Source organism: Hydrogenophaga pseudoflava, from assembly GCF_031020795.1.
Taxonomy (GTDB): Bacteria; Pseudomonadota; Gammaproteobacteria; order Burkholderiales; family Burkholderiaceae_C; genus Hydrogenophaga; species Hydrogenophaga pseudoflava_A.
The window spans coordinates 94,405-120,225 of sequence record NZ_JAVHJP010000009.1 but is presented as its reverse complement, the minus strand read 5'-3'; the positions used below and the strand labels follow the sequence as shown (position 1 = coordinate 120,225).

General features: G+C 67.7%; 27 protein-coding genes. 6 read left to right on the top strand and 21 right to left on the bottom strand.

Annotated features, from left to right (window positions below; translation table 11 throughout):
- Nucleotides 1-11: 11 nt before the first annotated feature.
- The 5 genes from leuS to RCO38_RS22640 all read right to left on the bottom strand — a co-directional run bounded on the left by leuS (nucleotide 12) and on the right by RCO38_RS22640 (nucleotide 5,346).
- Entirely contained in the window at nucleotides 12-2,702 is a 2,691-nt protein-coding gene (gene leuS, locus RCO38_RS22660) for a leucine--tRNA ligase (RefSeq protein ID WP_308330766.1), read from the bottom strand.
- Nucleotides 2,703-2,778: 76 nt separating this feature from the next.
- Nucleotides 2,779-3,231 carry an ExbD/TolR family protein gene (locus tag RCO38_RS22655; protein ID WP_308330765.1) on the bottom strand — a complete coding sequence of 151 codons (453 nt, stop codon included), beginning with the start codon at nucleotides 3,229-3,231 and terminating at the stop codon, nucleotides 2,779-2,781.
- Entirely contained in the window at nucleotides 3,228-3,893 is a 666-nt protein-coding gene (locus RCO38_RS22650; protein ID WP_308330764.1) for a MotA/TolQ/ExbB proton channel family protein, read from the bottom strand. Before RCO38_RS22650 ends, RCO38_RS22655 begins: the two co-directional genes overlap by 4 nt.
- Before the next feature lie 26 nt (nucleotides 3,894-3,919).
- Nucleotides 3,920-4,741, bottom strand: coding sequence for a 4-hydroxy-tetrahydrodipicolinate reductase (gene dapB, locus RCO38_RS22645; protein WP_308330763.1), 822 nt, complete (start codon nucleotides 4,739-4,741; stop codon nucleotides 3,920-3,922).
- On the bottom strand, nucleotides 4,738-5,346 hold the full coding sequence (locus RCO38_RS22640; RefSeq protein WP_308330762.1) for an outer membrane protein assembly factor BamE: 609 nt from the start codon (nucleotides 5,344-5,346) through the stop codon (nucleotides 4,738-4,740). Before RCO38_RS22640 ends, dapB begins: the two co-directional genes overlap by 4 nt.
- Nucleotides 5,347-5,493: 147 nt before the next feature.
- Between RCO38_RS22640 and fur the strand changes: the two genes are divergently transcribed.
- Nucleotides 5,494-5,937, top strand: coding sequence for a ferric iron uptake transcriptional regulator (gene fur, locus RCO38_RS22635; protein ID WP_308330760.1), 444 nt, complete (start codon nucleotides 5,494-5,496; stop codon nucleotides 5,935-5,937).
- A 19-nt stretch (nucleotides 5,938-5,956) separates the two neighbouring features.
- On the opposite strand, the gene hprK is transcribed toward fur, so the two are convergent.
- From hprK to RCO38_RS22615, 4 genes are all read right to left on the bottom strand, one after another.
- Nucleotides 5,957-6,907: an HPr(Ser) kinase/phosphatase gene (gene hprK / locus RCO38_RS22630; RefSeq protein ID WP_308330759.1), complete on the bottom strand. Its 951-nt coding sequence runs from the start codon at nucleotides 6,905-6,907 to the stop codon at nucleotides 5,957-5,959.
- 101 nt (nucleotides 6,908-7,008) lie between these two features.
- Nucleotides 7,009-7,479, bottom strand: a complete 471-nt coding sequence (locus tag RCO38_RS22625; protein WP_308330757.1) for a PTS sugar transporter subunit IIA — start codon at nucleotides 7,477-7,479, stop codon at nucleotides 7,009-7,011.
- Nucleotides 7,480-7,619: 140 nt separating this feature from the next.
- Nucleotides 7,620-7,949: a ribosome hibernation-promoting factor, HPF/YfiA family gene (gene hpf, locus RCO38_RS22620; protein WP_066156861.1), complete on the bottom strand. Its 330-nt coding sequence runs from the start codon at nucleotides 7,947-7,949 to the stop codon at nucleotides 7,620-7,622.
- A 152-nt stretch (nucleotides 7,950-8,101) separates the two neighbouring features.
- Nucleotides 8,102-9,328, bottom strand: a complete 1,227-nt coding sequence (locus tag RCO38_RS22615) for an MFS transporter (protein ID WP_308330756.1) — start codon at nucleotides 9,326-9,328, stop codon at nucleotides 8,102-8,104.
- Nucleotides 9,329-9,371: 43 nt separating this feature from the next.
- Between RCO38_RS22615 and RCO38_RS22610 the strand changes: the two genes are divergently transcribed.
- Both RCO38_RS22610 and corA read left to right on the top strand, forming a co-directional pair.
- Nucleotides 9,372-10,640 carry a patatin-like phospholipase family protein gene (locus RCO38_RS22610; RefSeq protein ID WP_308330755.1) on the top strand — a complete coding sequence of 423 codons (1,269 nt, stop codon included), beginning with the start codon at nucleotides 9,372-9,374 and terminating at the stop codon, nucleotides 10,638-10,640.
- A gap of 176 nt (nucleotides 10,641-10,816) precedes the next feature.
- Nucleotides 10,817-11,803 carry a magnesium/cobalt transporter CorA gene (corA, locus tag RCO38_RS22605; RefSeq protein WP_308330754.1) on the top strand — a complete coding sequence of 329 codons (987 nt, stop codon included), beginning with the start codon at nucleotides 10,817-10,819 and terminating at the stop codon, nucleotides 11,801-11,803.
- Nucleotides 11,804-11,827: 24 nt separating this feature from the next.
- Here corA and RCO38_RS22600 read toward each other — a convergent pair whose 3' ends face one another.
- The 6 genes from RCO38_RS22600 to RCO38_RS22575 form a co-directional block, all read right to left on the bottom strand.
- The gene (locus RCO38_RS22600; RefSeq protein ID WP_308330753.1) at nucleotides 11,828-12,499 is read right to left on the bottom strand and encodes a dihydrodipicolinate reductase; all 672 of its coding nucleotides are present in this window, start codon (nucleotides 12,497-12,499) and stop codon (nucleotides 11,828-11,830) included.
- Nucleotides 12,496-13,245: a 5'-methylthioadenosine/adenosylhomocysteine nucleosidase gene (locus RCO38_RS22595; protein ID WP_308330752.1), complete on the bottom strand. Its 750-nt coding sequence runs from the start codon at nucleotides 13,243-13,245 to the stop codon at nucleotides 12,496-12,498. The genes RCO38_RS22600 and RCO38_RS22595 overlap by 4 nt, the downstream gene beginning before the upstream one ends.
- Before the next feature lie 64 nt (nucleotides 13,246-13,309).
- Nucleotides 13,310-15,007: a long-chain-fatty-acid--CoA ligase gene (locus RCO38_RS22590; protein WP_308330751.1), complete on the bottom strand. Its 1,698-nt coding sequence runs from the start codon at nucleotides 15,005-15,007 to the stop codon at nucleotides 13,310-13,312.
- Between the two features lie 214 nt (nucleotides 15,008-15,221).
- The gene (gene pntB, locus RCO38_RS22585) at nucleotides 15,222-16,640 is read right to left on the bottom strand and encodes a Re/Si-specific NAD(P)(+) transhydrogenase subunit beta (protein ID WP_308330750.1); all 1,419 of its coding nucleotides are present in this window, start codon (nucleotides 16,638-16,640) and stop codon (nucleotides 15,222-15,224) included.
- Nucleotides 16,641-16,661: 21 nt separating this feature from the next.
- Complete coding sequence (locus tag RCO38_RS22580) at nucleotides 16,662-18,284, bottom strand: Re/Si-specific NAD(P)(+) transhydrogenase subunit alpha (RefSeq protein WP_308330749.1); 1,623 nt, start codon at nucleotides 18,282-18,284, stop codon at nucleotides 16,662-16,664.
- A 49-nt stretch (nucleotides 18,285-18,333) separates the two neighbouring features.
- Nucleotides 18,334-19,017, bottom strand: coding sequence for a hypothetical protein (locus RCO38_RS22575; protein ID WP_308330748.1), 684 nt, complete (start codon nucleotides 19,015-19,017; stop codon nucleotides 18,334-18,336).
- Nucleotides 19,018-19,359: 342 nt separating this feature from the next.
- Between RCO38_RS22575 and RCO38_RS22570 the strand changes: the two genes are divergently transcribed.
- The 3 genes from RCO38_RS22570 to RCO38_RS22560 all read left to right on the top strand — a co-directional run bounded on the left by RCO38_RS22570 (nucleotide 19,360) and on the right by RCO38_RS22560 (nucleotide 21,783).
- The gene (locus RCO38_RS22570; protein ID WP_308330747.1) at nucleotides 19,360-19,842 is read left to right on the top strand and encodes an NUDIX hydrolase; all 483 of its coding nucleotides are present in this window, start codon (nucleotides 19,360-19,362) and stop codon (nucleotides 19,840-19,842) included.
- A gap of 88 nt (nucleotides 19,843-19,930) precedes the next feature.
- A complete protein-coding gene (locus RCO38_RS22565) occupies nucleotides 19,931-20,431 on the top strand; it encodes a hypothetical protein (RefSeq protein ID WP_308330745.1) in 501 nt (166 codons plus the stop codon).
- Nucleotides 20,428-21,783, top strand: coding sequence for a GAF domain-containing protein (locus RCO38_RS22560; protein ID WP_308330744.1), 1,356 nt, complete (start codon nucleotides 20,428-20,430; stop codon nucleotides 21,781-21,783). The genes RCO38_RS22565 and RCO38_RS22560 overlap by 4 nt, the downstream gene beginning before the upstream one ends.
- 15 nt (nucleotides 21,784-21,798) lie before the next feature.
- On the opposite strand, the gene RCO38_RS22555 is transcribed toward RCO38_RS22560, so the two are convergent.
- From RCO38_RS22555 to RCO38_RS22530, 6 genes are all read right to left on the bottom strand, one after another.
- Entirely contained in the window at nucleotides 21,799-22,542 is a 744-nt protein-coding gene (locus RCO38_RS22555; RefSeq protein ID WP_308330743.1) for a hemerythrin domain-containing protein, read from the bottom strand.
- A gap of 154 nt (nucleotides 22,543-22,696) precedes the next feature.
- Nucleotides 22,697-23,098: an alternative ribosome rescue aminoacyl-tRNA hydrolase ArfB gene (gene arfB / locus RCO38_RS22550; protein WP_308330741.1), complete on the bottom strand. Its 402-nt coding sequence runs from the start codon at nucleotides 23,096-23,098 to the stop codon at nucleotides 22,697-22,699.
- A 29-nt stretch (nucleotides 23,099-23,127) separates the two neighbouring features.
- The gene (locus RCO38_RS22545) at nucleotides 23,128-23,667 is read right to left on the bottom strand and encodes a cytochrome b/b6 domain-containing protein (RefSeq protein WP_308330740.1); all 540 of its coding nucleotides are present in this window, start codon (nucleotides 23,665-23,667) and stop codon (nucleotides 23,128-23,130) included.
- A 13-nt stretch (nucleotides 23,668-23,680) separates the two neighbouring features.
- Entirely contained in the window at nucleotides 23,681-23,938 is a 258-nt protein-coding gene (locus RCO38_RS22540; protein WP_308330739.1) for a PepSY domain-containing protein, read from the bottom strand.
- 140 nt (nucleotides 23,939-24,078) lie between these two features.
- Entirely contained in the window at nucleotides 24,079-24,948 is an 870-nt protein-coding gene (locus RCO38_RS22535) for an ABC transporter permease (protein ID WP_308330738.1), read from the bottom strand.
- Between the two features lies 1 nt (nucleotide 24,949).
- The gene (locus RCO38_RS22530; protein WP_308330737.1) at nucleotides 24,950-25,819 is read right to left on the bottom strand and encodes an ABC transporter permease; all 870 of its coding nucleotides are present in this window, start codon (nucleotides 25,817-25,819) and stop codon (nucleotides 24,950-24,952) included.
- Nucleotides 25,820-25,821 lie beyond the last annotated feature (2 nt).

Here is a 25,821-nt window from a genome sequence, read left to right as displayed (position 1 = left end):
AATCGCAGGTTTTATACCACCACGTTCACCAGACGGCCGGGCACCACGACGACCTTCTTGGGCGCCGCGCCGTTGGCCGCTTTATGGAAGGCTTCGCTGGCCAGCGCCGCGGCCTCGATGGCGGCCTTGTCGGCGCCGGCGGGCACGGTCACGCTGCCGCGCAGCTTGCCGTTGACCTGCAGCACCAGCTCGATCTCGTCCTGCTTGAGCGCGCCCGGGTCCACCTGCGGCCACGGCGCATCCAGCAGGTCGCCCAGCGCACCGGCGTAACCCAGTTCACTCCAGAGCGCGTGGGCGACGTGCGGCGTCGCGGGGTAAAGGGCACGCAGCAGGATGCCGAAGCCCTCGATCACCGCCACCTGCGCGCCTGCGTCGTCGAACTGCTTGAAGTCCTCCAGCGCGTTGAGCATCTTCATCGCACCGGAGACCACGGTGTTGTACTGCATGCGCAGGTAGTCGTAGTCCACCTGCTTGAGCACGGTATGGATCTCCAGGCGCAGGGCCTTGGCCGCCTTGCCGAACGCAATGTCGTCCAGGCGGGCAGCCCCCTGGGCAGCCGCGGCCGCTCCGGCCCAGTCGGTCTGGGACAGCTTGACGCCCAGGTTCCAGACGCGGCGCAGGAAGCGGTAGCTGCCCTCCACGGCCGCGTCGTTCCACTCCAGCGTGGCCTCGGGCGGCGCGGTGAACATGGTGTACAGGCGCGCGGTGTCGGCGCCGTACTTCTCGATCAGGTCCTGCGGGTCGACGCCGTTGTTCTTGGACTTGGACATGGTGCCCACGCCCTCGTAGTCGATGGTGGTGCCCACCGGCAGATCGCCAACCGCGTTTTTCAGCTTCGCGCCGACGATCTTGCCGCCTTCGTCCAGCACATGCTCCACGTCGTGCGGCCAGAAATACTCCTTGCCGCCCTTCTCGGTGCGGCGCGAGTAGATGTGGTTGAGCACCATGCCCTGCGTCAGCAGCCTGGTGAAGGGCTCGTCCACTTTCACCAGGCCCAGGTCGCGCATGACCTTGGTCCAGAAGCGCGCGTACAGCAGGTGCAGGATGGCGTGCTCGATGCCGCCGATGTACTGGTCCATCGGCATCCAGTAGTCCGCGCCGCCCGCGACCATGGCGTCCGGGTTGGTCGGGTCGCAATAGCGCATGAAGTACCAGGACGAGTCAACGAAGGTGTCCATGGTGTCGGTCTCGCGACGTGCGGGCTTGCCGCAGCAGGGGCAGTCGACCTTGAGGAAGGCCTCGCACTTGTTCAGCGGATTGCCGCTGCCGTCCGGCACCAGGTCCTCGGGCAGGCGCACCGGCAGGTCCTTCTCGGGCACCGGCACCGGGCCGCAAGACTCGCAGTGGATGATCGGGATCGGCGTGCCCCAGTAGCGCTGGCGGCTGATGCCCCAGTCGCGCAGGCGGAAGGTGGTCTTCTTCTCGCCCAGGCCTTGGTCGGCCAGCAGCTCGGCGACCTTGTTCACCGCGGCCTTCTGGTTCAGCCCATCCAGCACGCCAGAGTGCACGCACACGCACTTGAGCTTGTCGCCGTACCACTCGGCCCAGGCGTCGGTCGAGAACGTCTCGCCTTCGACGGCCACGACCTGCTTGATCGGCAGCTGGTACTTGAGTGCGAACGCAAAGTCGCGCTCGTCGTGTGCCGGCACGCCCATCACGGCGCCGTCGCCGTAGCTCATGAGCACGTAATTGCCGACCCACACCTCGACCTGAGCACCGGTCAGCGGATGGGAGACGAACAGGCCCGTGGGCATGCCCAGCTTTTCCTGCGTGGCCAGTTCGGCCTCGGTGGTGCCGCCCTTCTTGCAGTCTTCGATGAAGGCGGCCAGCTTGCCGTTGGTCGCGGCCGCGTGCAGGGCGAGCGGGTGCTCGGGCGCCACGGCACAGAAGGTCACACCCATGATGGTGTCGGCACGCGTGGTGAACACATACATCCTGCCGTCGCCGATCGGTTGACCGTCAGAGCCCTTGATGTCGTGCGTGAACGCGAAGCGCACGCCCTCGCTCTTGCCGATCCAGTTCTCCTGCATCAGGCGGACCTTGTCGGGCCAGCCGTTGAGCGTGGCCTTGTCGTTGCCGATCTGCACGTGGTTGAGCAGCTCGTCGGCGTAGGCGGTGATGTTCAGGTAGTAGCCCGGTATCTCGCGCTTTTCGACCAGCGCGCCGGTGCGCCAGCCGCGGCCGTCGATCACCTGCTCGTTGGCCAGCACGGTCTGGTCCACCGGGTCCCAGTTGACGATCTGGGTCTTGCGGTAGGCGATGCCCTTCTCCAGCATCTTCAGGAACAGCCACTGGTTCCACTTGTAGTAGTCGGGGGAGCAGGTGGCGACTTCGCGCGACCAGTCGATGGCCAGCCCCATCGCCTGCATCTGCTTCTTCATGTAGGCGATGTTTTCGTACGTCCACTTCGCTGGCGGCACGCCGTTCTTGAGCGCCGCGTTCTCTGCCGGCAGGCCGAAGGCGTCCCAGCCCATGGGCATCAGCACGTTGTGACCGTTCATGCGCAGGTAGCGCGTGAGCATGTCGTTGATGGTGTAGTTGCGCACGTGGCCCATGTGCAGCTTGCCGCTGGGGTACGGCAGCATCGAGCAGGCATAGAACTTCTTTTTGCTCCGGTCTTCGGTGACGCGGTAGGCATCGGTGGCGGTCCAGTGGGCGTGCGCGGCGCGCTCGACGTCCTGGTGGGCGTATTTGTCTTGCATGGGGCTGGGGGCCGGGCGGGGCCGGCGTTCGAAAGGGGCAGCGGACTGCGTCGCCCCTGATTTTAGGGCTTGCGGTTCAGCGGCCCGGTGCCGGTGCAGTGGGTGCACCGGTGGCCGGATCGGCCACAAAACCGATGCGCGAGAGCCCGACCGCCTGGGCCATCCCGATCAGCTGCACCATGCGTCCATACGGCACCGCGGTGTCGGCGCGCAGCTGCAGCTCGGTTTCAGGGTCGCGCCGGGCAATCTCTTCCAGGCGCTGCTGGAGCGCCGCGGCATCCACCGGCTGCTCGTCCCAGTAGACCTGCCCTTGTGCGTCGACGCTGATCGACACGAAGGCCTCGGGCTCCTCGACCTGGGCGGCCTTGTCCTCGGCCTTGGGGAGCTCCAGTTCCAGCCGGCTGGACATCAGCGGCGCGGTGATGATGAAGATCACCAGCAGCACCAGCATCACGTCCACCAGCGGCGTGACGTTGATGTCGCTGATCGGCTGGTTGCCGCCCGGCTTTTCCAGTCGTCCGAAGCTCACTGCGCCCGCTCCTGATGGTGCACCAGCAGTTCGCGCAGGTCGCGCGCAAAGCCCTCGAGGTCGGCCTCGATGCGGGCGATCTGCCGGCCCAGCACGTTGTAGGCCAACACGGCGGGAATTGCCACCGCCAGACCCGCCGCCGTCATGACCAGCGCCTCCCCCACGGGGCCCGACACCTGCTCGATGCGGAACTTGCCGTCGATGCCGATTTCGGTGAGCGCGTGATAGATGCCCCACACCGTGCCCAGCAGGCCGACGAAAGGAGCCGTGGAGCCCACCGTGGCCAACAGCACCTGACCGAACTGCAGGCGGTGCAGCACCCGGTGCAGCGCATCCCGCAGCACGCGTGTGAGCTGTTGCGAACGGTCCCCTGCGGCGGCCAGCGTCTGGGGCGCCGCCTGCTCGATGGTGCGTGCGGCCTCCAGCAGGGGCAGCACCAGACGCCGGGGATCGAAGGTCTTGAGGCGCTGCTGGGCCTCGTCCAGATAGCCCGCCTGCCAGAACGCGGCCGTGGAGGTCTGCACGTCGCGCACCGCCCGGCGCAGCAGCCAGCCTTTCCAGAGGATGACGACCCAGCTCGCAACCGACATGGCCAGCAGCAGCAAGGCCACGCTGCGGCTGACCGCATCGCCCTGCAAGATGGTTTGCCAGACGCCACCCATGGAACGTTCTCCCTCGTCCGTCTCGCTCAGCGCAGGCCGAGCACATCAAACATGTCGTAGAGGCCGGTGGACCGGCCGGCCAGGAACCGCACCGCGCGCAGGCTGCCCTGCGCATAGGTGGCCCGGCTGCTGGATTTGTGGGTGATCTCGATGCGCTCGCCCGTGCCGGCGAACAGCACGGTGTGGTCGCCCACGATGTCGCCGCCGCGCACGGTCGCAAAACCGATGGTCGACGGATCCCGCTCACCGGTCACGCCCTCACGGCCATACACCGCGCATTCCTTGAGGTCGCGGCCCAGCGCGTCGGCAATGACCTCACCCATCTTCAGGGCCGTGCCGCTGGGGGCGTCCACCTTGTGGCGGTGATGGGCCTCGATGATCTCGATGTCGTACCCCGTCGACAGGGCCTTGGCCGCCATCTCCAGCAGCTTGAGCGTGACGTTCACGCCCACGCTCATGTTGGGCGCCATCACGATGGCGATCGACTTCGCCGCCTCCGCGATCTGCGCCTTCTGCGCATCGCTGAAGCCGGTGGTGCCGATCACCAGATTGACTTTGTGCGCCACGCAGGCCTGGAGGTGCGCCATCGTCCCTTCGGGGCGGGTGAAGTCGATCAGCACCTGGCTGCCGGACAGCCCCGCAGCCAGATCGGCGGTGATCGCCACACCCGTGGCCTTGCCGGAGAACGCACCGGCATCCAGGCCGACCGCGGTGCTTGTGGCCACATCCAGCGCGCCGGTCAGCTCACAGTCGCCGCTGCCGCGCACCGCCTCCACCAGCATCTGGCCCATGCGGCCGCTGGCACCGGCAATGCACACCCGGTGCAATGGGTCGTTCACCTTGCTCATCGTGGTGCCCCTGCGGGTTCCAGTGGCGGGTAGGCGGTGGTCGGCGCGGCCGGCGCGACCGGTGCTGGCGCGGGTGCGGAACCCGCATTGCGCGCCTGGAATGCCTTGAGCTGCTCTTCGGTGGCCTCCAGCGGCGGCACTTTTCCGGTCTTGCGCCGGGCATCCAGGGAGGACACGAACTCGGTCTCGCTGGGCAGTTCGTCCGATTCGATGCGGTCCATGACCTCGCCCTTGAAGAACACGGTCACCCGCCGCTGCTGCGGCGGCTGTCCCTGGCGCTTGAGGGTGAACACGTAGTCCCAGCGGTCGGCATGGAAGACGCTGGTCAGCAGCGGCGAACCCAGCACGCCCCGTACCTGGTCGCGCGCCAGGCCGGGCTGCAATGCCTGGACCTGTTCACGGGTCACCACGTTGCCCTGAAGGACATCCACCTTGTAGGGGGTCACGAGTCCCGCCACGCCGGACGCCGAAGGCATCTTCTCGCCCACGCTGGAGCAGGCGCCGAGGGCCAGGCAGGCAGTCACCACCAGCGCAGAACACTGCCATGTTCTGCGGCGGATCCGGGGCGCAGGGTGCGTCAGGGGATTCAGGATAGACAGGCGCATGTGCGACTCTCAGATAAAGCGCTCGACCGCGGGCATCCCCGGGTCATTGGCACCACCGCCGCGCGCTGACGATATGATCCGGCCATTGTAGCCCCGGGGTCCGGACGGGATTCCGGGGTCATCCAATAGCCACCCGCTTCTGCCGCCATGTCCAACATCGATGAACTCAAGAGCACGGGCCTGAAGGCCACCTTGCCGCGGCTGAAGATCCTGGAAGTCTTTCAAAACGCCAAGCGCCGCCACATGACGGCGGAAGACGTGTACCGCATCCTGCTTGAAGAGCACTCCGACATCGGTCTGGCCACGGTCTACCGCGTGCTGATGCAGTTCGAACAGGCAGGGCTGCTTTCGCGCTCCAACTTCGAATCAGGCAAGGCCGTCTACGAGCTCAACGAAGGACAGCACCACGACCACCTCGTGTGCCTGGACTGCGGCCGGGTGGAGGAGTTCTTCGACCCGGAAATCGAGAAGCGCCAGCAGATGATTGCCAAGACCCGCGGGTTCGTGCTGCAGGAGCATGCCCTCTCGCTCTACGCCACCTGCAGCAAGGCGGACTGCCCGCACCGCGCCGTGCCAGCGGATCAGCGCTGAGCCGATCCGCCCGTTTCGATCATTCGCTGCGCATCATGGCCGCGCGGTGCCGCGAGACGAACTCCTGGTAGGTGTCGATGCCGCGGAACTGCAGGATGGTGTTGCGCACCGCCGCCTCCACCAGCACAGCGATGTTGCGGCCAGCCACCACCTGGATCACGGCCTTCCTCACCGGCACGCCGAGCACGTCCTGGTACAGAGGCTCGTGCGGCATGCGGTCGTAGTCGCGCTCCATGGTTTCTTTGCGCACCAGGTGCACGATGAGCTGCAACCTCATCTTGCGACGCACCGCGGTCTCACCAAAAATGGCTTTGATGTCCAGCAGGCCGATGCCGCGCACCTCCAGCAGGTTCTGCAGCAGCTCCGGGCAGCGCCCCTCCACGCTGGTCTGGTTGATGCGGTAGAGATCGACGGCGTCGTCGGCCACCAGGCCATGCCCACGCGAGATCAGTTCCAGCCCCAGCTCGCTCTTGCCCAGGCCCGACTCGCCCGTGATCATCACGCCCATGCCCAGAATGTCCATGAACACGCCGTGCATGGACGAACGGTCGGCGAAATGCCGGGAGAGGTAGGCCCGCAGCACATCGATCACGAACGCGGCCGGCTCGGGTGTCGCGAACATCGGGATCTGCGCGCGCTCGGCCATCGCCATCAACGGATCAGGCACCGCCTGGCCATCGGCCACGATCAGCACCGGCGGCTCCAGGGTCACGATCCGCGCGATACGTCGCCGGTTGTCCTCGTCGCTGGGACTGGTGAGGTAGGCCATCTCCCGCTCGCCGAACACCTGGACACGGTACGGGTGGATGTAGTTGAGATAGCCGACCAGGTCGGCACCCGAGCGGGCCTCGCGCACCGCGACTTCGTCGAACCGGCGCTCGGAGGCGCCAAGCCCGGCGACCCATTGCCACTTCAGCGCATCGCGATGATCTTCGAAGAGAACGTCGGCACTGACAACGGTGGGCTTCATGGAACGACAGAGGAAGGGCTCGCCAGGCCGCCCCAAGGCGAGACCAGCCCCCTCGGGGGGCAGCGACCCGCGCAGCGGTGGAGCGTGGGGGCAGGCAAGTCTTATGCGGCCGCGTGGGCCGACTGCCAACCGGTGATGAGCGCGTGCAAAGCGGCGGCGTCGGTCGAACTCTTCATCTGCTCGCGCAGCGGGCTGTCGCTGAGCAGCTCGGCGATCTCGGAGAGGATCTCAAGGTGTTTCTGGGTCGCCGCTTCCGGCACCAGGAGAAAGATCATCAGCTGCACCGGCTGTTCGTCCGGCGCATCAAAGCCAATGGGATTGGCCAGCTGGAACACGGCCGCCAGCGGCTGCTTCAGCCCCTTGATGCGGCCATGAGGAATGGCCACGCCATGGCCCAGCCCGGTGGAGCCGAGACGCTCGCGGGCGAACAGGCTGTCGGTGATCAGCGCACGGTTGAGGCCATGCAGGGTTTCAAACAGAAGGCCCGCCTCTTCGAAAGCACGCTTCTTGCTGGTTGCGTCCACGCCAACGAGCACCTGGCTGGCGGGCAGAATCACGGATAGACGGTTCATGTGGGCCTCTTCGGACCGCAAATTATGCCGAGTTGACCGTGCTTGCCTAGACGGCAGGCACAAAAAAGCCGCTTGACTTTCCAAGCGGCTTATTGCATTGCAGCAAGCCCGCCGGCATGGCGGCGGGCCGCAGCGGGGACTCACATCAGGCGTTTGGCCGAATCGTGGTGGTGGTCCTGCGCTTTGTCCTTGTAACGCAGTACCTGGCGGTCGAGCTTGTCCGCCAACTCGTCGACGGCGGCGTACAGGTCCGCGTGGGCGGATTCGGCGAACAGGTCTTTCCCCTTGACATGGATGTTGCATTCGGCCTTTTGCCGCTGGTCTTTTTCCTTGAGGTTGTCCACCGTCAGCAGCACCTTGATGTCGACCACCTGGTCGAAGTGCCGGGAGATGCGTTCCAGTTTTGAAGTGACATAGCCGCGCAGGGCGGGAGTGACTTCGAGGTGGTGACCGCTGATCGTCAGGTTCATACAAGAGCCTCCTAATGCTCCGGGTTGACACAAGCCGCCAGTGGGGCGGACCCCCCTGCGGCCTCGGGGATGTCTTGAACCCACTATGCCCACGATTGCGCCGGGGCGCAAGCCTGCAACGCAACAAAGGTCGTCAAGGAAAACCTTGGCATTCATGACCGGGCCACAGGTGCGGCCGAATGGATCACCAGCCGGCGCGACAGCGCGATGGACGCCAGGCTGGCGCCGACGCCGATCAGGCCGGCCACCCAGTAGTGCTGCACCTGCCCCGCGGCATCACGTCCGATGATCAGGCCAGAGAGGAACGAGGCGAACCCCATCGAGGCCGACTGCACCGCACCATTGAGCGCCATGAAGGTGCCACGCAGGGACGGGTCGGCGGCCCCCGTGATGAGGGCCATGCCGGGGATCATGCGTCCGCTGAGAAACACGAACAGCGCGGTGGTGGCCACCAGGATGACCGGCAAGGGCCAGGGCGGAAGCATCGTCATGGTCAGGATCGGCACGGTGACGATCACAGCCAGCGCGCTGAACACGGCCACCTTGCCCCGGCGGTCGGTGAGGCGCCCGATCCAGCGGGCCGTGACCAGTGTGGTGACCCCGCCGACCAGATAGATGTAGGGCACCTGCGCCGGCAGCACGCCGGCGTTGGTCTGCAGGTAGATGGTGATGAACGGGATCACGCAGAAGCCGGCGAACACCAGCAGTGCAGAGAAGGCGAAGGCCCGCAGGTGATTGGCTTCGGCCAGCACCCGGCCGATGGCGCGCCAGGCCGACGGCTGGCCGTGGGCCTTCAGGTGGTCGCGCAGTGGCGGCAACGTGAGCGCCGCTGCGACCGCCAGCACGCCGCTGAGGCCGGCAATGGCGAGGAAAGGCAGTTGCCAGCCCCAGTGCGAGGCCAGGAACAGGCCGATCGGCACACCGGCCACGGTGGAGAACGAGAACGACGACATCACGATGCCCATGGCGCGTCCGCGCCGCTCGAACGGCACCACGTCGGCCACGATGGTCTGCGACAGCGCCGAGAGCACACCACCGAACAGCCCCGCGGCCACACGCGCCGCCATCAGAAAGCCATAGCCCGGCGCCAGGCCACAGGCCAGCGTGGCCAGCGCGAACAGCGCATACAGCACCAGCAGCAGGCGCTTGCGGTCGAAGCGGTCGACGTAGGTCGCAGCCGCCAGCCCGGAAAACCCGGCCGAGAAGGTGTAGGCCGAGACCAGCAGGCCGAACTGGGCGTCGCTGATGCCGAACAGCCGCGTGAACTGCGGCCCAAGCGGCATCATGATCATGAAATCGAGGATATGCGTGAACTGGATGCCGGCAATGGTCAGCAGCAGCCAGCGCTCGCGGCCGGGGGCAAGGGAATGTTGTGTCATGATTTTCGAAACAGCCCGCCACTGTAAGCGCAGGCCCCTTTCTGTGTCCCTCGATACGCTCATCACCTACAACCTGCTGAGCCCGGCCCCTGCACCGGCAGACGACGGCGCCTGCGCACTGGTCCTGATGGGCGGCGGCGCGCGCACCGCCTACCAGGCCGGGGTGCTCAAGGCCATCGCCGTGATGCACGGCCATTGGCGCAGCGCCGGCACGGTGCCCGACCGTGGCTTTCCCTTCCGCTGGCTCTTCGGCACCTCGGCCGGCGCGCTCAACGCCGCCTTTCTGGCCAGCCGCGCGGCGCTCGACCTGCAGGCCTTCCACGAACTGGCCGCGTTCTGGAGCACTCTGCGTTCGGAACGTGTCTACCATCTGCAAGCGCCGACCTGGGTTCGCGCCAACCGCGTCGTCGCCGGACTCACGCTGGCGCGCCAGGTGCGCCGCCACCGCGCCCTGCTCGACACGCTTCCGCTGGTGGACACCCTGCACCGGGCCATCGATCTGCGCAGCCTGGAACTCGGGCTGGCCGACGGCCACCTGGAGGTCCTGGGCGTGACCGCCTCCAGCTACTCCACCGGCGAACACTGGACCTTCTGCCAGACCCGGCCGAAACATCCGGTATCGCCCTGGCACCGGCCCGGTCGGCGCGCCGACTTCCAGCCCGTCACGGTCGAACACCTGATGGCCTCCAGCGCCATCCCCTTCCTCTTCCCCGCGGTGCCGCTGTGGGTCGACGGTCACCGCGAGCACTTCGGCGACGGATCCATGCGGCAACTGTCTCCGCTGTCGCCTGCCATCCACTTCGGCGCACGGCGCATCCTGGCCATCGGTGCCGGCCAGCCGCAGCGTTCGGGACTGGCGGCCCGCGTGGCCGACGAGCCCACTGCGGGCACCATCGCCGGTCATGCCATGGCCAGCGTGTTCCACGACACCCTGCAGGCCGATGTCGAGCAGGCCCAGCGCGTGAGCCAGACCCTCGCGCAACTGCCCCAGGGACTCGCCGCGGCCCTGCCCTACCACCCGGTGCGCGTGCTCGCCCTGCAACCCAGCTTTTCGCTGGACGAGCTGACCCACAAACACATCGCCAGCCTGCCCGCGGCGACCCGCAACACGCTGATCGGCCTGGGCGCCCTGGACACCGGACGCGGCGCGGCCGGCAGCGCGGCCTCGCTGGCCAGCTACCTGATGTTCGAGCCATCCTTCGTCAATGCATTGATGGAGCTGGGCGAACACGATGCCTGGCGACGCCAGGCCGAAATCAAGGCCTTTTTCGCGCATTCCATCCACCCGTCGCCCGATGCGGCGATGCCATAATCCAGTCTTCCCGTTTCCGAAAGAGCCCCATGGAAAGCACACCGCCCAGTTGTGTGCTTTCAGCCCTCCCCGCGACCGTCTGATGCGCAGGCGGCCGGTCGGCTGAAAGCGCCGCCCCGAACCGCCCGCCGGCGCACCCGCGCCCGGCTTTGCCAGACATCCGCCCGGGAGCCCCCATGCTCAACGTCTTCACCCTGGCCAATGGCCGCCTGTTCCAGGAAGAAATCGAGTCGCTCGAAGAGCTGACCCGCTTCAAGCCGATCTGGGTCGACCTGGAGAACCCCACGCCCGAGGAGCGGCGCTGGGTCAAGCAGCACTTCGGCCTGTCCATCCCCGAAGACGCGATGGACGACGACATCGAGGAATCGGCCCGCTTCTTCGAGGAGGACAACGGCGAGCTGCACATCCGCTCCGACTTCCTGATCGACGACGAGGAGAACCCGCGCGCCATCCGTGTGGCCTTCATCCTGAACCAGCACAACGCCGAGCTCAAGAGCCAGGGCGTGCTGTTCTCTATCCACGACGAAGACGTGCCGGTGTTCCGCCTGCTGCGCATGCGCGCGCGCCGCATGCCCGGCCTGATCGAGGACGCCAAGGACGTGCTGCTGATGCTGTTCGACGCCGACGCCGAGTACTGCGCCGACACGCTCGAAGACATCTACGACGACCTCGAACAGGTCAGCCGCCAGGTGCTCGCCGGCGACGTGACGGACAACAAGGCCGGCGAAGTGCTGGCTGCCATCGCGCGCCACGAGGACATGAGCGGGCGCATCCGCCGCAACGTGATGGACACGCGCCGCGCGGTCAGCTTCCTGATGCGCAGCCGCATGCTCAACGCCGAGCAGTTCGAGGACGCGCGCCAGATCCTGCGAGACCTGGACTCGCTGGACGGCCACACCGCCTTCCTGTTCGACAAGATCAACTTCCTGATGGATGCGACCGTCGGTTTCATCAACATCAACCAGAACAAGATCATCAAGATCTTCTCGGTGGCCAGCGTCGCGCTGCTGCCGCCGACGCTGATCGCCAGCCTGTACGGCATGAACTTCCAGTACATGCCCGAGCTGAGCCAGAAGTGGGGCTACCCGTTCGCCCTGGGCCTGATGGTGCTGTCGGCGGTGGTGCCGATGCTGTACTTCCGCAAGCGCGGCTGGCTCAAGTGAGTCGGGGATGTGGGCCGGAGCGGCTCAGAGCCAGCCTTTGTCGATGAACTCGACCACGTCGTGGCAGCGCGGCTCCAGCGGATGGGCCAGCGCCGCGTCGACGATGCGCCGCACGCCCGCGGCGTAGGGCGCTTCGCCCGTCACCAGGGTCTCCAGCCGCAGCCGGCACTCGCCCTCGCCGATCTCGATGCGGTGGAAGGCATGGCGCCCCAGGTCGGCGCCCGGGATGCCCAGCCCGCCCGCCTGCTGTGCCGGGTCGCGCACCGAGGCGATGGCCTGCGGCGCCAGCCCCAGCGACGCGGCCAGGGCCACCGCCGTGCCCGGCACCGAGGTCTTGCCGGCCTGGTGCGATTCGGTCAGGCGAACGGACTCACCGCGGAACCAGGGCCCGCAACGGGCGAGCATCGCCATGAACTTGAGCATCAGCAGGTTGGCGTTGGCGCACACCACCACCGGCACGCCGTCCGCCAGGTCCGCAACCCCGGTACCCGTGGACAGCTCGATCAGCGGCACCGAGTGCTCGCGGCAGAAGCGCAGGATCTCCGGCAGTTCACGGCCCGAGCCGGCGTGCACCACGGCCCGCACCCGAGCGACGCCCGCCCGGTCGCACCAGGGCGCGGCGTCGGGCTCGAGGCCGGTGAGCAGTTCGCGCGCCAGCTTGCCGGAGCCGGCGATCAGGAGAGTGGGTGGGTTCATGTGCGCAGCAAGTGGTCGATCAGCGCGGCACTGTAACGGGACGCCACCTCGCGCAGGAAGCGCGGGAAGTCCACGTGGGCCGCGTCGTCGGCGCGGTCGGAGATGGTGCGCACCACGGCCAGCGGCACGCCGAAGTCGTGGCAGACCTGTGCAAAGGCCGCGCCCTCCATCTCCACCGCCAGCGCATCGGGCAGTTCACCTTGCAGCGCCTGGCTTTCGGCCGTGGTGGCCACGAAGCGGTCGCCGCTGATCAGCAGGCCCTGGTGCAGGTGCGGCGCCTGCAGGCCGAACGCCTCCGCCGTGGCGGCCCCCAGCTGCTGCGGCAGGCTGTGCAGCATGCGCTCGCAGGCCAGCTCCAGCGCGTCCGCCAGGGCGGCGTCGGTGTCGAAGCGGGCCCGGCCGTAGAACGGCACCTCGTGGCGCGGGAACAGCGGCGAGGCGTCCATGTCGTGCTGCAGGAAGGACCGCGCCAGCACCACGTCACCGACCTTCACGCCCGGCCCCAGGCCGCCGGCCACGCCGGTGAACACGATGCGCTGCACCTTGAAGCGGTCGATCAGCAGCGTGGCGGTCGTGGCCGCGGCCACCTTGCCGATGCCCGACAGCACAGCGACCACGTCCTGCCCGTGCAGGTGCCCGACCCAGAACTCGCGCCCGCCGACCACCTCCTTGTGCTCGTCGGGCATCAGCGCCAGCACGCTGGCAAGTTCGTCGTGCAGGGCGGCGACGATGGCGGTTCTGGTCATGCAGGGCCTCCGGAAATGACAAAGGCGGCCGAAGCCGCCCTGTGATTGTGTCGCAGGCGCTGCGTCACTTCTTGTCGCGCAACTCCCTGCGGAGGATCTTGCCCACCGGCGTCTTGGGCATCTCCGTGCGGAACTCGACCACCTTGGGCTGCTTGTAGCCGGTGAGGTTGGCCTTGCAGAACTCGCGCACCTGCGCCTCGGTCAGGGCCGGGTCTTTCCTGACGATCACCAGCTTGACGGCCTCGCCCGACTTCTCGTCGGGCACGCCGACCACGGCGCACTCCATCACGCCCGGCAGCTGGGCCACCACGTCCTCGACCTCGTTGGGATAGACGTTGAAACCGCTGACCAGCACCATGTCCTTCTTGCGGTCCACGATCTTGAAGTAGCCCTTGGCGTCCATGATGCCGACGTCGCCGGTCTTGAAGAAGCCGTCGGCGGTCATGACCTTGGCCGTCTCGTCGGGCCGCTGCCAGTAGCCCGCCATGACCTGCGGACCCTTGATCGCGATCTCGCCGGGCTGGCCCTGCGGCACCTCGTTCCCGTCGTCGTCCAGGCACTTGAGCCAGGTGTTGGGCAGGGGCACGCCGATGGTGCCGGTGAACTCGGTGTTGGTCACCGGGTTGCAGGTGGCCGAGGGGCTGGTCTCCGACAGGCCATAACCCTCGCAGATCGGACAGCCGGTCTTCTCCAGCCAGAGTTTGGCGACCGCGCCCTGCACCGCCATGCCGCCGCCGACCGAGACCTTGAGGCTGCGCCAGTTGACGGTGCTGAAGTCGGGGTGGTTGGCCAGGCCGTTGAACAGCGTGTTGACCGCCGGGAAGCTGTGGAAGGTGTGCTTGCCCAGTTCCTTGAGCACCGCCGGCAGGTCGCGCGGGTTGGGGATCAGGATCACTTTGCCGCCGGTGCGCATGCCCAGCATCATGTTCACGGTGAACGCGAAGATGTGGTACAGCGGCAGGGCGCAGACGCTGGTCGGTTGTTCGCCGGCGGGCACCTTGCTCATGACCGGCGCGTTCCAGGCCTCGGACTGCAGCACGTTGGCCAGCACGTTGCGGTGCAGCAGCACCGCACCCTTGGAAACGCCGGTGGTGCCGCCGGTGTACTGCAGCACCGCCACGTCGTCGGGGCGGATGTCGGGGCGCTTGAGCGTGCCGCGGGTGCCCCGCGCAATCGCCTCGTTGAAACGCACCGCCTGCGGCAGGTCGAAGGGTGGCACCATCTTCTTGACGTTGCGCACCACGTAGTTGACGATGCCGCCTTTGATCAGGCCCAACAGGTCGCCCATGGCCGCCAGCACCACGTGTTTGACCGGCGTGGCGGCAATGCACTGCTCCAGCGTGGCCGCAAAGTTCTCGATGATGACGATGGCCTTGGCGCCCGAGTCCTTGAGCTGGTGCTCCAGCTCGCGCGCGGTGTAGAGCGGGTTGACGTTGACCACCACGAAGCCCGCGCGCAGGATGCCGGCCACCGCCACCGGGTACTGCGGCACGTTGGGCATCATGATCGCCACCCGGTCACCCTTGACCAGCCCCAGGCCCTGCAGGTAGGCCGCGAACGCCTGCGACAGACTGTCGACCTGGGCATAACCCACGTCCTTGCCCATGAAGCTGTAAGCGGTGCTGGCGGCGTGTTTCTGGAAGCTCTCTTCCAGCAGATGCACCAGCGAGGGGTATTGCTCGACGTCGATGTCGGCCGGCACACCGTCCGGATACGCACCCAGCCAGGGGCGGGCGGCGGACGCCTGCGTCGGTTCAGTCATGAAAGGGTCTCCAGGATCGGTGTTGTTGTGCAGCATGCATTCTCCCGTTCCGGCCCGGAACCCCGAGCGCGTGTTTTCCCTGACGCGATTCTGACGCATCCCTCACGGGCGGCAGTTCCTGCGCAGTTCACGCTATCAAAAGTGAACGCCCGCCAGGCGCGCCCCCGGAAAGCACAAGGCCCGGACGCGCCGGGCCTTGGGGATGTGGGCGGGATCAGCCCCGCAGCGCAGCCAGCACCTCGTCCAGCATCTTCTTGGCGTCGCCGAACAGCATGCGGTTGTTGTCCTTGTAGAAGAGCGGGTTGTCCACGCCCGCGTAGCCACTGGCCATGGAGCGCTTCATCACGATGGAGGTGCGCGCCTTCCACACCTCCAGCACCGGCATGCCGGCAATGGGGCTGGTCGGGTCGTCCTGGGCGGCGGGGTTCACGATGTCGTTGGCACCGATGACCATGGTGACGTCGGTGTCGGGAAAGTCCTCGTTGATCTCGTCCATTTCCAGCACGATGTCGTAGGGCACCTTGGCCTCGGCCAGCAGCACGTTCATGTGGCCCGGCATGCGGCCGGCCACCGGGTGGATGCCGAAGCGCACGTTCACGCCCTTCTCGCGCAGCAGCTTGGTGATCTCGAACACCGTGTGCTGGGCCTGGGCCACCGCCATGCCGTAGCCGGGCACGATGATCACGTTCTTGGCTTCGCGCAGCAGCTCGGCGGTCTCGGTCGCACTGACCGGCGTCACCTCACCCTGCGGTACGGCCGCGGCACCGGCGGCGGCCTTGGGTGTGGGCGCTCCGCCACCGAAGCCCCCGGCGATCACACTGATGAAGTTGCGGTTCATCGCGCGGCACATGATGTAGCTGAGGATGGCACCCGAGGAGCCCACCAGCGCGCCGACCACGATCAGCAGGTCGTTGCTGAGCATGAAGCCGGTGGCCGCCGCCGCCCAGCCCGAATAGCTGTTGAGCATGGACACCACCACCGGCATGTCGGCACCGCCGATGGCCATCACCATGTGGATGCCGAACAGCAGCGCGATCACGGTCATCACCAGCAGCGGCGTCATGCCGGACTGGATGTCGTGTGCATTCAGGAAGGCGCGGCCGAACCAGATCACGACCAGCAGGCCGATCAGGTTGAGCCAGTGGCGGGCCGGCAGCAGCAGCGGCTTGCCACCGATGCGCCCGCTGAGCTTGCCGAAGGCGATCAGCGAACCCGAGAAGGTGATGGCACCGATCAGGATGCCGATGTAGATCTCCATCTCGTGGATGGCTTTTTCGGCCGGAGTGGCGAACACCGTGGACGTGTCCACGTAGCTGGCAAAGCCCACCAGGCAGGCCGCCAGGCCCACCAGGCTGTGCATGAGCGCGACCAACTCGGGCATCTGCGTCATCTGCACCTTCTTGGCGGCGATCAGGCCGATGGCACCGCCGACGACGAGCGCGCCAACGATGTATGGGATGCCGGCCGCGGTGACGCGCGGGCCGAGCACGGTGGCCAGCACGGCGATGGCCATGCCGACCATGCCGAACAGGTTGCCACGGCGCGCGGTCTCAGGATTTGACAGGCCACCCAGGCTGAGGATGAACAGGATGGTGGCGCCGATGTAGGCCATGGTGGCCAGACTGGAGGTCATGGGAGTCGTCCTCTTCTTTTCTTATTTGCGGAACATCGCCAGCATGCGGCGCGTGACGGCGAAACCGCCGAACATGTTGACGGCGGTGAGCACCAGCGCGAGCACGGCGCAGCCCAGGATCAGGGTGTTGGGCCGGTCGGCGGCACCGGCCGCGTCCAGCGGCGGCGCGACCTGGATCAGCGCGCCGATGGCGATGATCGAGCTGATGGCGTTGGTCACGCTCATCAGCGGCGTGTGCAGCGAAGGCGTGACGTTCCACACCACCATGTAGCCCACGAAGCAGGCCAGCACGAACACCGTGAAGTGCGACAGGAACGAGGCCGGCGCGTAAAGGCCGACCAGCGCGAACAGCACGGCGCCCAAGCCGAACACGATGGCCAGGGTCTGGGCCGACATCGGCTCGCCGGGGCCGTGGCCATGGGCCGGCGCCTTGGGCGCGGCCGCCGCGGGCTTGGCCGGCGGTTTGGGCGCCGCAGCGATGGGCGGCGCGGGCCAGGTGATCTCGCCCTCCTTGACCACGGTCAGGCCGCGGATCGCGTCGTCCTGCATGTTGACGTTGATCACGCCATCCTTGGTCTTGCACAGTTCCTCGGTCAGGCGGAACAGGTTGGTGCCGTACAGCGTGGAGGACTGGCGCGCCATGCGCGAGGCCAGGTCGGTGTAACCGACGATGGTCACGCCGTGCTTGACGACCGCCTTGCCGGGTTCGGTGAGTTCGCAGTTGCCGCCTTGCTCGGCCGCCATGTCCACGATCACGCTGCCGGGCTTCATGCTGCGCACCATCTCGGCCGTGATCAGGCGCGGCGCCGGTTTGCCCGGGATCAGCGCGGTGGTGATGATGATGTCGCACTCCTGGGCCTGCTGCGCGTACATGGCGCGCTGCGCGGCCTGGAAGCCCTCGCTCATGACCTTGGCGTAGCCGCCGCCGCCCGAGCCCTCTTCCTCGTAGTCCACCTTGACGAACTCGCCGCCCAGCGAAACCACCTGGTCGGCCACCTCGGCGCGCGTGTCGTTGGCGCGCACGATGGCGCCCAGGCTGGCGGCCGCGCCGATGGCGGCGAGACCCGCCACACCGGCGCCGGCGATGAACACCTTGGCCGGTGGCACCTTGCCTGCGGCGGTGATCTGGCCGTTGAAGAAGCGGCCGAAGGCGTTGGCCGCCTCGACCACCGCGCGATAGCCGCTGACGCCGGCCATGGAAGTCAGCGCATCCATCTTCTGCGCGCGGCTGAGCGTGCGCGGCAGGCAATCGATGGCCAGCACCGTCACCTTTTTCGCGGCCAGCTGCTGCATCAGATCCGGGTTCTGCGCCGGCCAGACGAAGCCGATCAGGGTCTGGCCCTCGCGCATCAGCGCCACCTCGTCGGGCGTGGGCGGACGCACCTTGAACACGATGTCGGCGCCGGCCCAGAGCTCGGCGGCCGAACCGGCGATGCCGGCGCCCGCTTCGCGGTAGGCGTCGTCGGACAGGTCGGCCAGCGCGCCCGCACCGGTTTCCACCACCACGCCGAAGCCCAGCTTGGCGAGCTTGGCGACGACGTCGGGCACGGTGGCCACGCGTTTTTCGCCAGGGAAGGTTTCACGGGGGATGCCGATGCGCTGCGGCGTGGCAGCGGCGGTGTCGGTCGGGGCGCCAGAAGTCATGGGCAGGTCCTCAATGCTGGGAGTTCAGAAAACAGTGCAGGGTGTGCGCTCAGCCGCCGTTGGCCACGGCGGGTGGGGGCGGCGGTGGCGCGACCACCTGGAGGGACGGCATGTCCAGTCGGCCGGAGAGCGAATAGACGCTGCTCTTGACCGCGTCCTTGAGCTGGCGCCCCCACGCCACGTGGGAGGGCGGCACGTCCTTGGGCAGTGCGTCCGCGGCGGCCGTGCCGTCGGCGCTGATCGGAAACACCGTGAAGACGCGCACGTCCACGAACGACCCCGTGGAGATCGCATGCCGGCTCCACACGGTGTAGAACGGTGGCAGCTTGGCGCCTTCTGTCAGCAGCTCGCCTTCCAGCTGGGGCGCCAGCGCCTTGATCACACTGGCGCCGTTGTACCGCGGCATCACGGTGAGGCACTGCGCGAAGCTGGCCCGGAAACCCTCGTTGCCTTCGCGGTAGTTGCGGTCGTCGGACTTGCAATTGGGCGAGTACGACATGTAGCCGCCCCGTCCACCGCCCATGCCGGCCGAGTTGGTGCTCACCAGGACCAGCAAAGGCGCTTCGCGGACGGACTCGGCGCGGACAAAGAGCTTGGCCTGCACCTCCAGCGCACCTGATTTTTCACCCCCGTAGGCCTGCGCCGCATCGGGCAGGGGCACTTCCTTCCAGCCCTCGTCGGTGAACCGGATGTCCACTCGCCCGACCGAGAACTCGGCCGCGTGGCCGGTCACCGCTGCCCACAGTGCGCACCCGACAACCGCTGACTTCCACATTCCTCTGGACATCTTGTTGCTTCCCCTCATGTGTGCCAGGCCCTCCGCCCGGTGTGTTGTTCGTCGTGCCGATCACGCGCCGTCCCTGGTCGGCGCCAGCGCCCGTCCCTGGGCACGTCCGGCAGCGCGCCAGCTTAACCGACGCGTTTCGGGTCTTCGCCGCCGGCAAGCCCTTGTCGCACAAGGGTTTGTACCAAGCGCCCGGGTCGCGCAGGTGCCCGAGCCCGCCGGGCATTTCATGATGCGGCAGAAGGTCCCGTTGAAAGGAACACCCGAACGGTCGGTCGGGATAATGCGGCCATGAACACCCGATGGAAACCCAGCGTCACCGTGGCCGCGATCATCGAGCGCGAGGGCCGCTACCTGCTGGTGGAGGAAGAGACGCCCGAAGGCCTTCGCCTGAACAACCCGGCCGGTCACCTGGACCCCGGCGAGAGCCCCGAACAGGGCGTGGCGCGCGAGGCGCTGGAGGAGACCGCCTTTGTCTTCCGGCCCACCGCCCTGGTCGGCATCTACCTCTCGCGCTTCCAGCGCGAGCGCACGGGCGAAGACATCACTTACCTGCGCTTTGCGTACTGCGGCGACCTGGGCGACTTCGATGCGCAACGCCCGCTCGACACCGGCATCGTGCGCTCCCTGTGGATGACGCCCGACGAGGTGCGCGCCAGCACGGACCGCCACCGCAGCCCGCTGGTGCTGCGCTGCATCGAGGACCACCGGGCGGGCCAGCGCTTCGCGCTGGAGGCGGTGCACACCGACCTGTCGGTGTTCAAGGCGCGCTGACCCCCGCACCGGCCTTGGCCGTCTGCGGACGGCTCACTATCATCAGCGGCTCCCACCCACGGTTTTCCCGACACCGGCGCTGCACCCCTTGGAAACCCCAGGCACCCCCCCGCTGCTGCCCCCTGAACTGCTGGCCATGATGGCGCGCGGCGTCTCGGTCATCGTGAGTTCCTGCGGGGCCGACCTCACCCCCAGCCTGATGCGCGCGGTGGGCAGCCAGGTGGCACCGCAGGGCGAGCAGATCACGGTGTTTCTCAACCGCCAGCAGTCGGCGCAGCTGCTGCGCGACGTGGCCCGCAGCGGTCGGGTCGCGGTGGTGTTCAGCGAACCCCACAGCCACCGGACGGTGCAACTCAAATCCAGTCGCGCGCGCCTGCGCGAGGTCACGCCCGACGACGTGCCCGCCCTGCAGCGCTACCTGCAGGCCATGCAGGGCGAGCTGGGCCGCATCGGCTTCGCCCCCGACTTCGCCGCCGCCATGCTGGCCCACCGGCTGGAGGACCTGAGCGCCGTCAGCTTCGCGCCGGAACAGGCCTTCGACCAGACCCCGGGCCCCCGGGCGGGGCAGCCGCTCCAGGGGCCGGCATGAACAGCCCGGTCACGCTGGGCGAGGTGCGGCCCTGCTTCGAAGGGGCCATCCCGGCCATCATGGCCACCACGGCGGCCGACGGCACGCCCAACGTGGCCTACATCTCGCAGGTGTTCCATGTGGACGAGCGGCATGTGGCGCTGTCCTTCCAGTTCTTCAACAAGACGCGCCGCAACATCCTGGAGCACCCGCTGGCCACGGTGTTGCTGCTGCACCCGGTGACGGCGCAGTTCTACCGGCTGCACCTGCGCTACCTGCGCACCGAAACCGGCGGCCCGGTGTTCGAGAGCATGAAGGCCCAGCTCGCCGGCATCGCCTCGCACAGCGGCATGGCCAGCGTCTTCGTGCTGCGCGGCTCCGACATCTACGAGGTGCTCGACACCGAACGGGTGGCCGGCGAGCCGCTGCCCGGCAGCGCGCCGCGCTGCAGCCTGCTGGGCGCGCTGCGCCGCGGCAGCGAGCGGCTGGCCCGCGCCACCACGCTGGACGAGGCGCTGGAGGCCACGCTGCAGACGCTGGAACACGACATGGACATCGCCCATGCGATGGTCCTGATCGCCGACCCCGTCACGCTGCGCCTCTACACCGTGGCCAGCCACGGCTACGCCACCTCGGGCGTGGGCTCCGAGATTGCGCTGGGCGACGGCGTGATCGGCGTGGCCGCCCGCGAAGGCACGCCGGTGCGCATCATGCACATGACCAGCGCCTACCTCTACAGCCAGGCGGTGCGCAGCGGCCTGCAGGACCGGGGCCTGGCGCCGGCCGACATGACCGAGATCCCCTACCCCGGACTGCCCGAGCCCCACAGCCAGCTGGCGGTGCCGCTGCGCGCGGGCGACCGGGTGCTGGGCGTGCTGTTCGTCGAGAGCCCGCAGGACCTGCGCTTCGGCTTCGAGGACGAAGACCTGCTGGTCACGCTGGCGGGCCAGCTGGCCGCGGCCATCGACCGGCTGCAGGAAACGCCGGAGCTGGGTGATCACCCCGGGGGCGGCGACCCCGCGCCAGCGGCGGCGCCCCCGCGGGGCCCCGCCCTGCAGGTGCGCTACTACCCGGCCAACCACAGCGTCTTCATCAACAACACCTACCTCATCAAGGGTGTGGCCGGCGCCATCCTCTGGAAGCTGCTGCAGGTGCACCGCCGCGAGGGCCGCCAGGAGTTCTGCAACCGCGAGCTGCGGCTCGACCCCGGGCTGGGTCTGCCCGACGTGGTGGACAACCTGGAGGCGCGGCTGCTGCTGCTCGCGCGCCGCCTGCAGGAGCAGTGTCCGGCGCTGCGCATCGAGAAGACCGGCCGCGGGCGCTTCCGCCTGCAGGTCGGCGCCGCGGTCGACCTGCAGGCCGTGCAGGCCTGAAGATCGGCCGGCGGCTCAGCCCGCGTCCACCAGCCCCGGCACGGCCGGCAGGCCCAGACCCCGGGTCAGCTTGGCCCAGTCGCGCGCCGCCAGATACGGCTGCACGACATCGAGCACCGCACGGAACACCGGCTCCGGCGCCTCCTGGCGCATGCCGCCCAGCACCGCCAGCCGCTCGGGCGCGTTCATCTGCGGCAGCATCCAGCGCATCACCAGCATCATCTCGCCCGGCGGGATGGTCGCCACCAGCGCGCCATGGATCGCGCGCAGCTCCTCGTCGGTGTAGGCGCACCACAGTGCGGCGTTGTGCTCGGTTTCCTCCACATGCATGTGCCGCAGGTTCTCGGCCACAAAGAGCGAAAGGTCCAGGTACAGCGTGTGCAGGGCACCCGCCAGTGCCGTGCCGTCCAGCGTGTCCAGTTGCCGCGCCGCCGCCCGCAGACGGGCGATCTGCTCCAGGTGGCCCAGGTGCTCGTGTGCCACGTCGGCGCTCAGGCCGGGCGTGCGCGCCTCGATGGCGGGGTGCACGAAGTTGTTCTCGTGGTGCACGTGGGACACGCACAGGTCCATCAGCGCGCAGACACGGGCCCCGGCGTCGGTCACGTCCTGCCGGTCGGTCGGATCGGCGCGGCCGACCGCCAGCAGGCACTCGGCCATGACGGCGCGCAGCGCCTTGTGGATGCCGGCGTACAGGTCCTCGCGACCGGCGGCCTGGCTGGCCTCGGCCAGCTGTTTCATTTCCTGTTGGGTGATTTTCATGAAGACTTCCTCGTGCGGAGCGGGTCCGCTTTTGCTGTCTGGCGACAGCGCCCCATGCGTTGCCTGCCATGGGAAGAAAGTCTAGGAATCGGTGTCCGGGCGCGCTGCTAAATAGCGCTTAAGAACATCCTAAAAACACCTTAAGCGCGCCGATTCACTCAGAACCGCTCACCCGGCCGCGCCCCTGCTTGATCTGGGACCGGCTGGCCTTGCCCGCCAGGCGGCGCTGCTTGGAGGCCAGCGTGGGCCGTGTGGCCTTGCGCGCCTTGGGCACATGGGCGGCGGCGTTCACCAGCGCCTGCAGCCGTGCCAGCGCGTCGGCCTTGTTCTGCTCCAGGCTGCGGCTGGTCTGGGCCTTGATGACGATCACGCCCTGCTCGCTGATGCGCTGGTCGCCGTGCGCCAGCAGCCGCGCCTTCACCGCTTCGGGCAGCGACGAAGCGGCCACGTCGAAGCGCAGGTGCACGGCGTTGGAGACCTTGTTGACGTTCTGCCCGCCCGCACCTTGCGCGCGGATGGCGGTGAACTCCACTTCGGAAGGATCGATGCGCAGCATGGTGCGTGGCAGTGTGCCACGCGCGGCCTTCAATAACGTTCTTTCACACCCGTCACCATGGCCTTGACCAGCCGCGTGCGTTCGACGCGCCCCATCACGATGGCCGAGGCGGCGTGCACGCCGGCCGACAGCAGCAGGGCGTGGGCCAGCAGCTCGTGCAGATCCTGCAGCCACTCCTCGGCCCAGAAAGCGTCCAGCCCCTGCATCCAGCCGGTGACGCCCAGGGCCAGCACCAGGCCCATGAGCAGGAACATCATCAGGGCGCCCAGCGGGTTGTGGCCCCAGTGGTGCTCCGGGTGTCCCGAACGCATGGCGCGGACATGCCGCAGCAGGCGCGCAGGCGTCGGGAAAAAGTCGGCGAAGCGCGCATGGCGCGAACCGATGAAGCCCCAGACGATGCGCGCCACCACGAGCGCGGCGGCCAGGTAGCCGGCCCACTCGTGGAGCGTTTCGCCCTCTTCGAGCACGAACTGGTTGAGCAGCACCGTGCCGACCAGCGTCCAGTGAAAGACTCGGACAAACAGGTCCCAGACCGGGCGGCTGGGCTCGGAGAGCGCAGGGGTCTTCATCGCGCCGCAGCGATCACTTGGTTTCGAGCACGGCGGCGGTCACGGGGTCGAAGTAGATCTCGACCTTCTTGCCGGCCTTGTCGAAGCCATAGATTTCGTAGCACTCACCCTTGGAGACCTTGAAGGTCTTGATCTGGTAGCCCTTCTCTTCCAGGCCCTTCTTGAACTGGGCTTCGGGCATCCACTTTTCCTTGGGTTGTTCGCACTTGGGACCGGCCAGAGCAACACCGGAAACGGCGACCAGGAGGGCGGCGACAGCAATCGATTTCATCGGGAACATCCTTTTCAATAGCACCCCAGCACGTGCTGGTATGGGTATTGAAGCGATGCCGGATTAGCCCGACCTTAAATGGGCTGTGTGATTGTGTGACCGTCTGTGTGACCGCTGTTGAGTGCGGTCACCGCCCCGTCTCAGGCGGATGCGGGGCGCTGCTCGCGGCCGCTGCGCCACATCAGCAGCACCGCCAGAAGCGCCGAGGCCACCATGAGGAACAGGCTGACGGCGTTGAGCACGGGCGTCGCGCCCTCGCGCATGCGGCCGTACATCAGCACGGTCAGTGGCGCGTCCGAGCCCACCAGCATCAGCGTGGTGTTGAAGTTCTCGAACGACATCAGGAAGGCCATGGCCGCGGCGCCGATCATGCTCGGGCGCAGGTAGGGCAGCGTGATGGTCCACAGCACCGCGGCGGGGCTGGCGCCGAGGTTGAGCGCGGCCTCTTCGAGCGTGCGGTCGAAGCGGCGCAGGCTGGCCGAGATGGTCAGCGTGGCGATGGTGACGATGTAGCTGAACTGGCCAAGGATCACCAGCGGCAGGCCCGGCCGCAGGAACTCCAGCTCGAGCCCCCAGGTGGCGTCGGCGAAGTTGGCGATGCGGCTGGCGAAGGCGAGGATGGAGATGCCCAGGATCACGCCCGGGATCACCAGCGGCACCATGGAAAGCAGCGCCACCGCGCTTTTGCCCGGAAACTCGAAGCGCTCCAGCAGGAAGGCGTTGCAGGTGCCCACCACCACCGACAGCACCGTCACCCACAGCGCCACCCAGGCGCTCACACCGATGGCCTTGAGCAGCTCGGCGTCGTGCAGCAGGCCGGTGCGGCGCTCGCTGTCGGCAAAGAACCAGTCCAGCGTGAAACCCATCCACGGGGGCGTCGGGTAGTCGGCGTTGTTGAACGCGAACACCGCCACCACCACCAGGGGCACGAACAGGAAGATGAAGAAGGCGCCGACGAAAGCGGCAAGGCCGAAGCGTTGGGATGCAGGGCGGGGCAGGCTCGGAATCATGTCAGCTGGCCTTCATCACGGCGCCAAACCGCTGACCCGTCAGTTTCAACCCGGCCCACACCAGCAGGCTGGAGAGGAACAGCAGCAGGAAACCGAAGGCCGCGCCCTGGTTCCAGTTGAAGCGGGTGATGAACTGGGTGTAGATCTGCTCGGTGAACCAGAGCGAGTCCTTGCCGCCCAGCAGCGTGGGCGTGAGGTAGTTGCCCAGGCAGAGCATGAAGACCACGATGGAGCCGGCGGCGATGCCCGGCGCAGCGTGCGGAATGACGATGCGGCGCACGATGTTGGCCGTGCTGCCGCCCAGGTCGTAGGCAGCCTCGATCAGGCTGTCGTCCAGGCTCTCCAGGCTGTTGACCAGCGGGATCACCATGAACAGCAGCGAGGCGTACACCAGGCCCACGAGGATGGTCGCGTCGTGGTAGAGCAGTTCCACCGGCTGGTTCGCCAGCCCCGTGGCCTGCAGCAGCCGCGAGACCACGCCGGTTTCGCGCAGCAGGATCAGCCAGCCCAGGGTGCGCACCATCTCGCTGACCCAGAACGGCAGCAGGCACAGCACCAGCAGCACCATCTTGAGCCGCCCCTGGGCGACCTTGGCGATGTACCAGGCGGCGGGAAAGGCCAGCAGCAGCGTGCACAGCGTCGCCAGCACCGACATCACCGCGGTGCGCACAAAGGTGTTCCAGTACAGCGGCTCGTCGACGAAGGTGCGGTACTGGGCCAGGCTGGGCGCGTACTCGCCCGGGCCCACGCGCGCCTGCAGCGACAGCAGGGCCAGCTCGACGTGCGGCAGCACCACCAGCCCGCCCAGCCAGAGCAGGGCCGGCGCGAGCAGGACGAGCAGCATCCAGCGGCGGTGCGTGGCGACGTCCATCG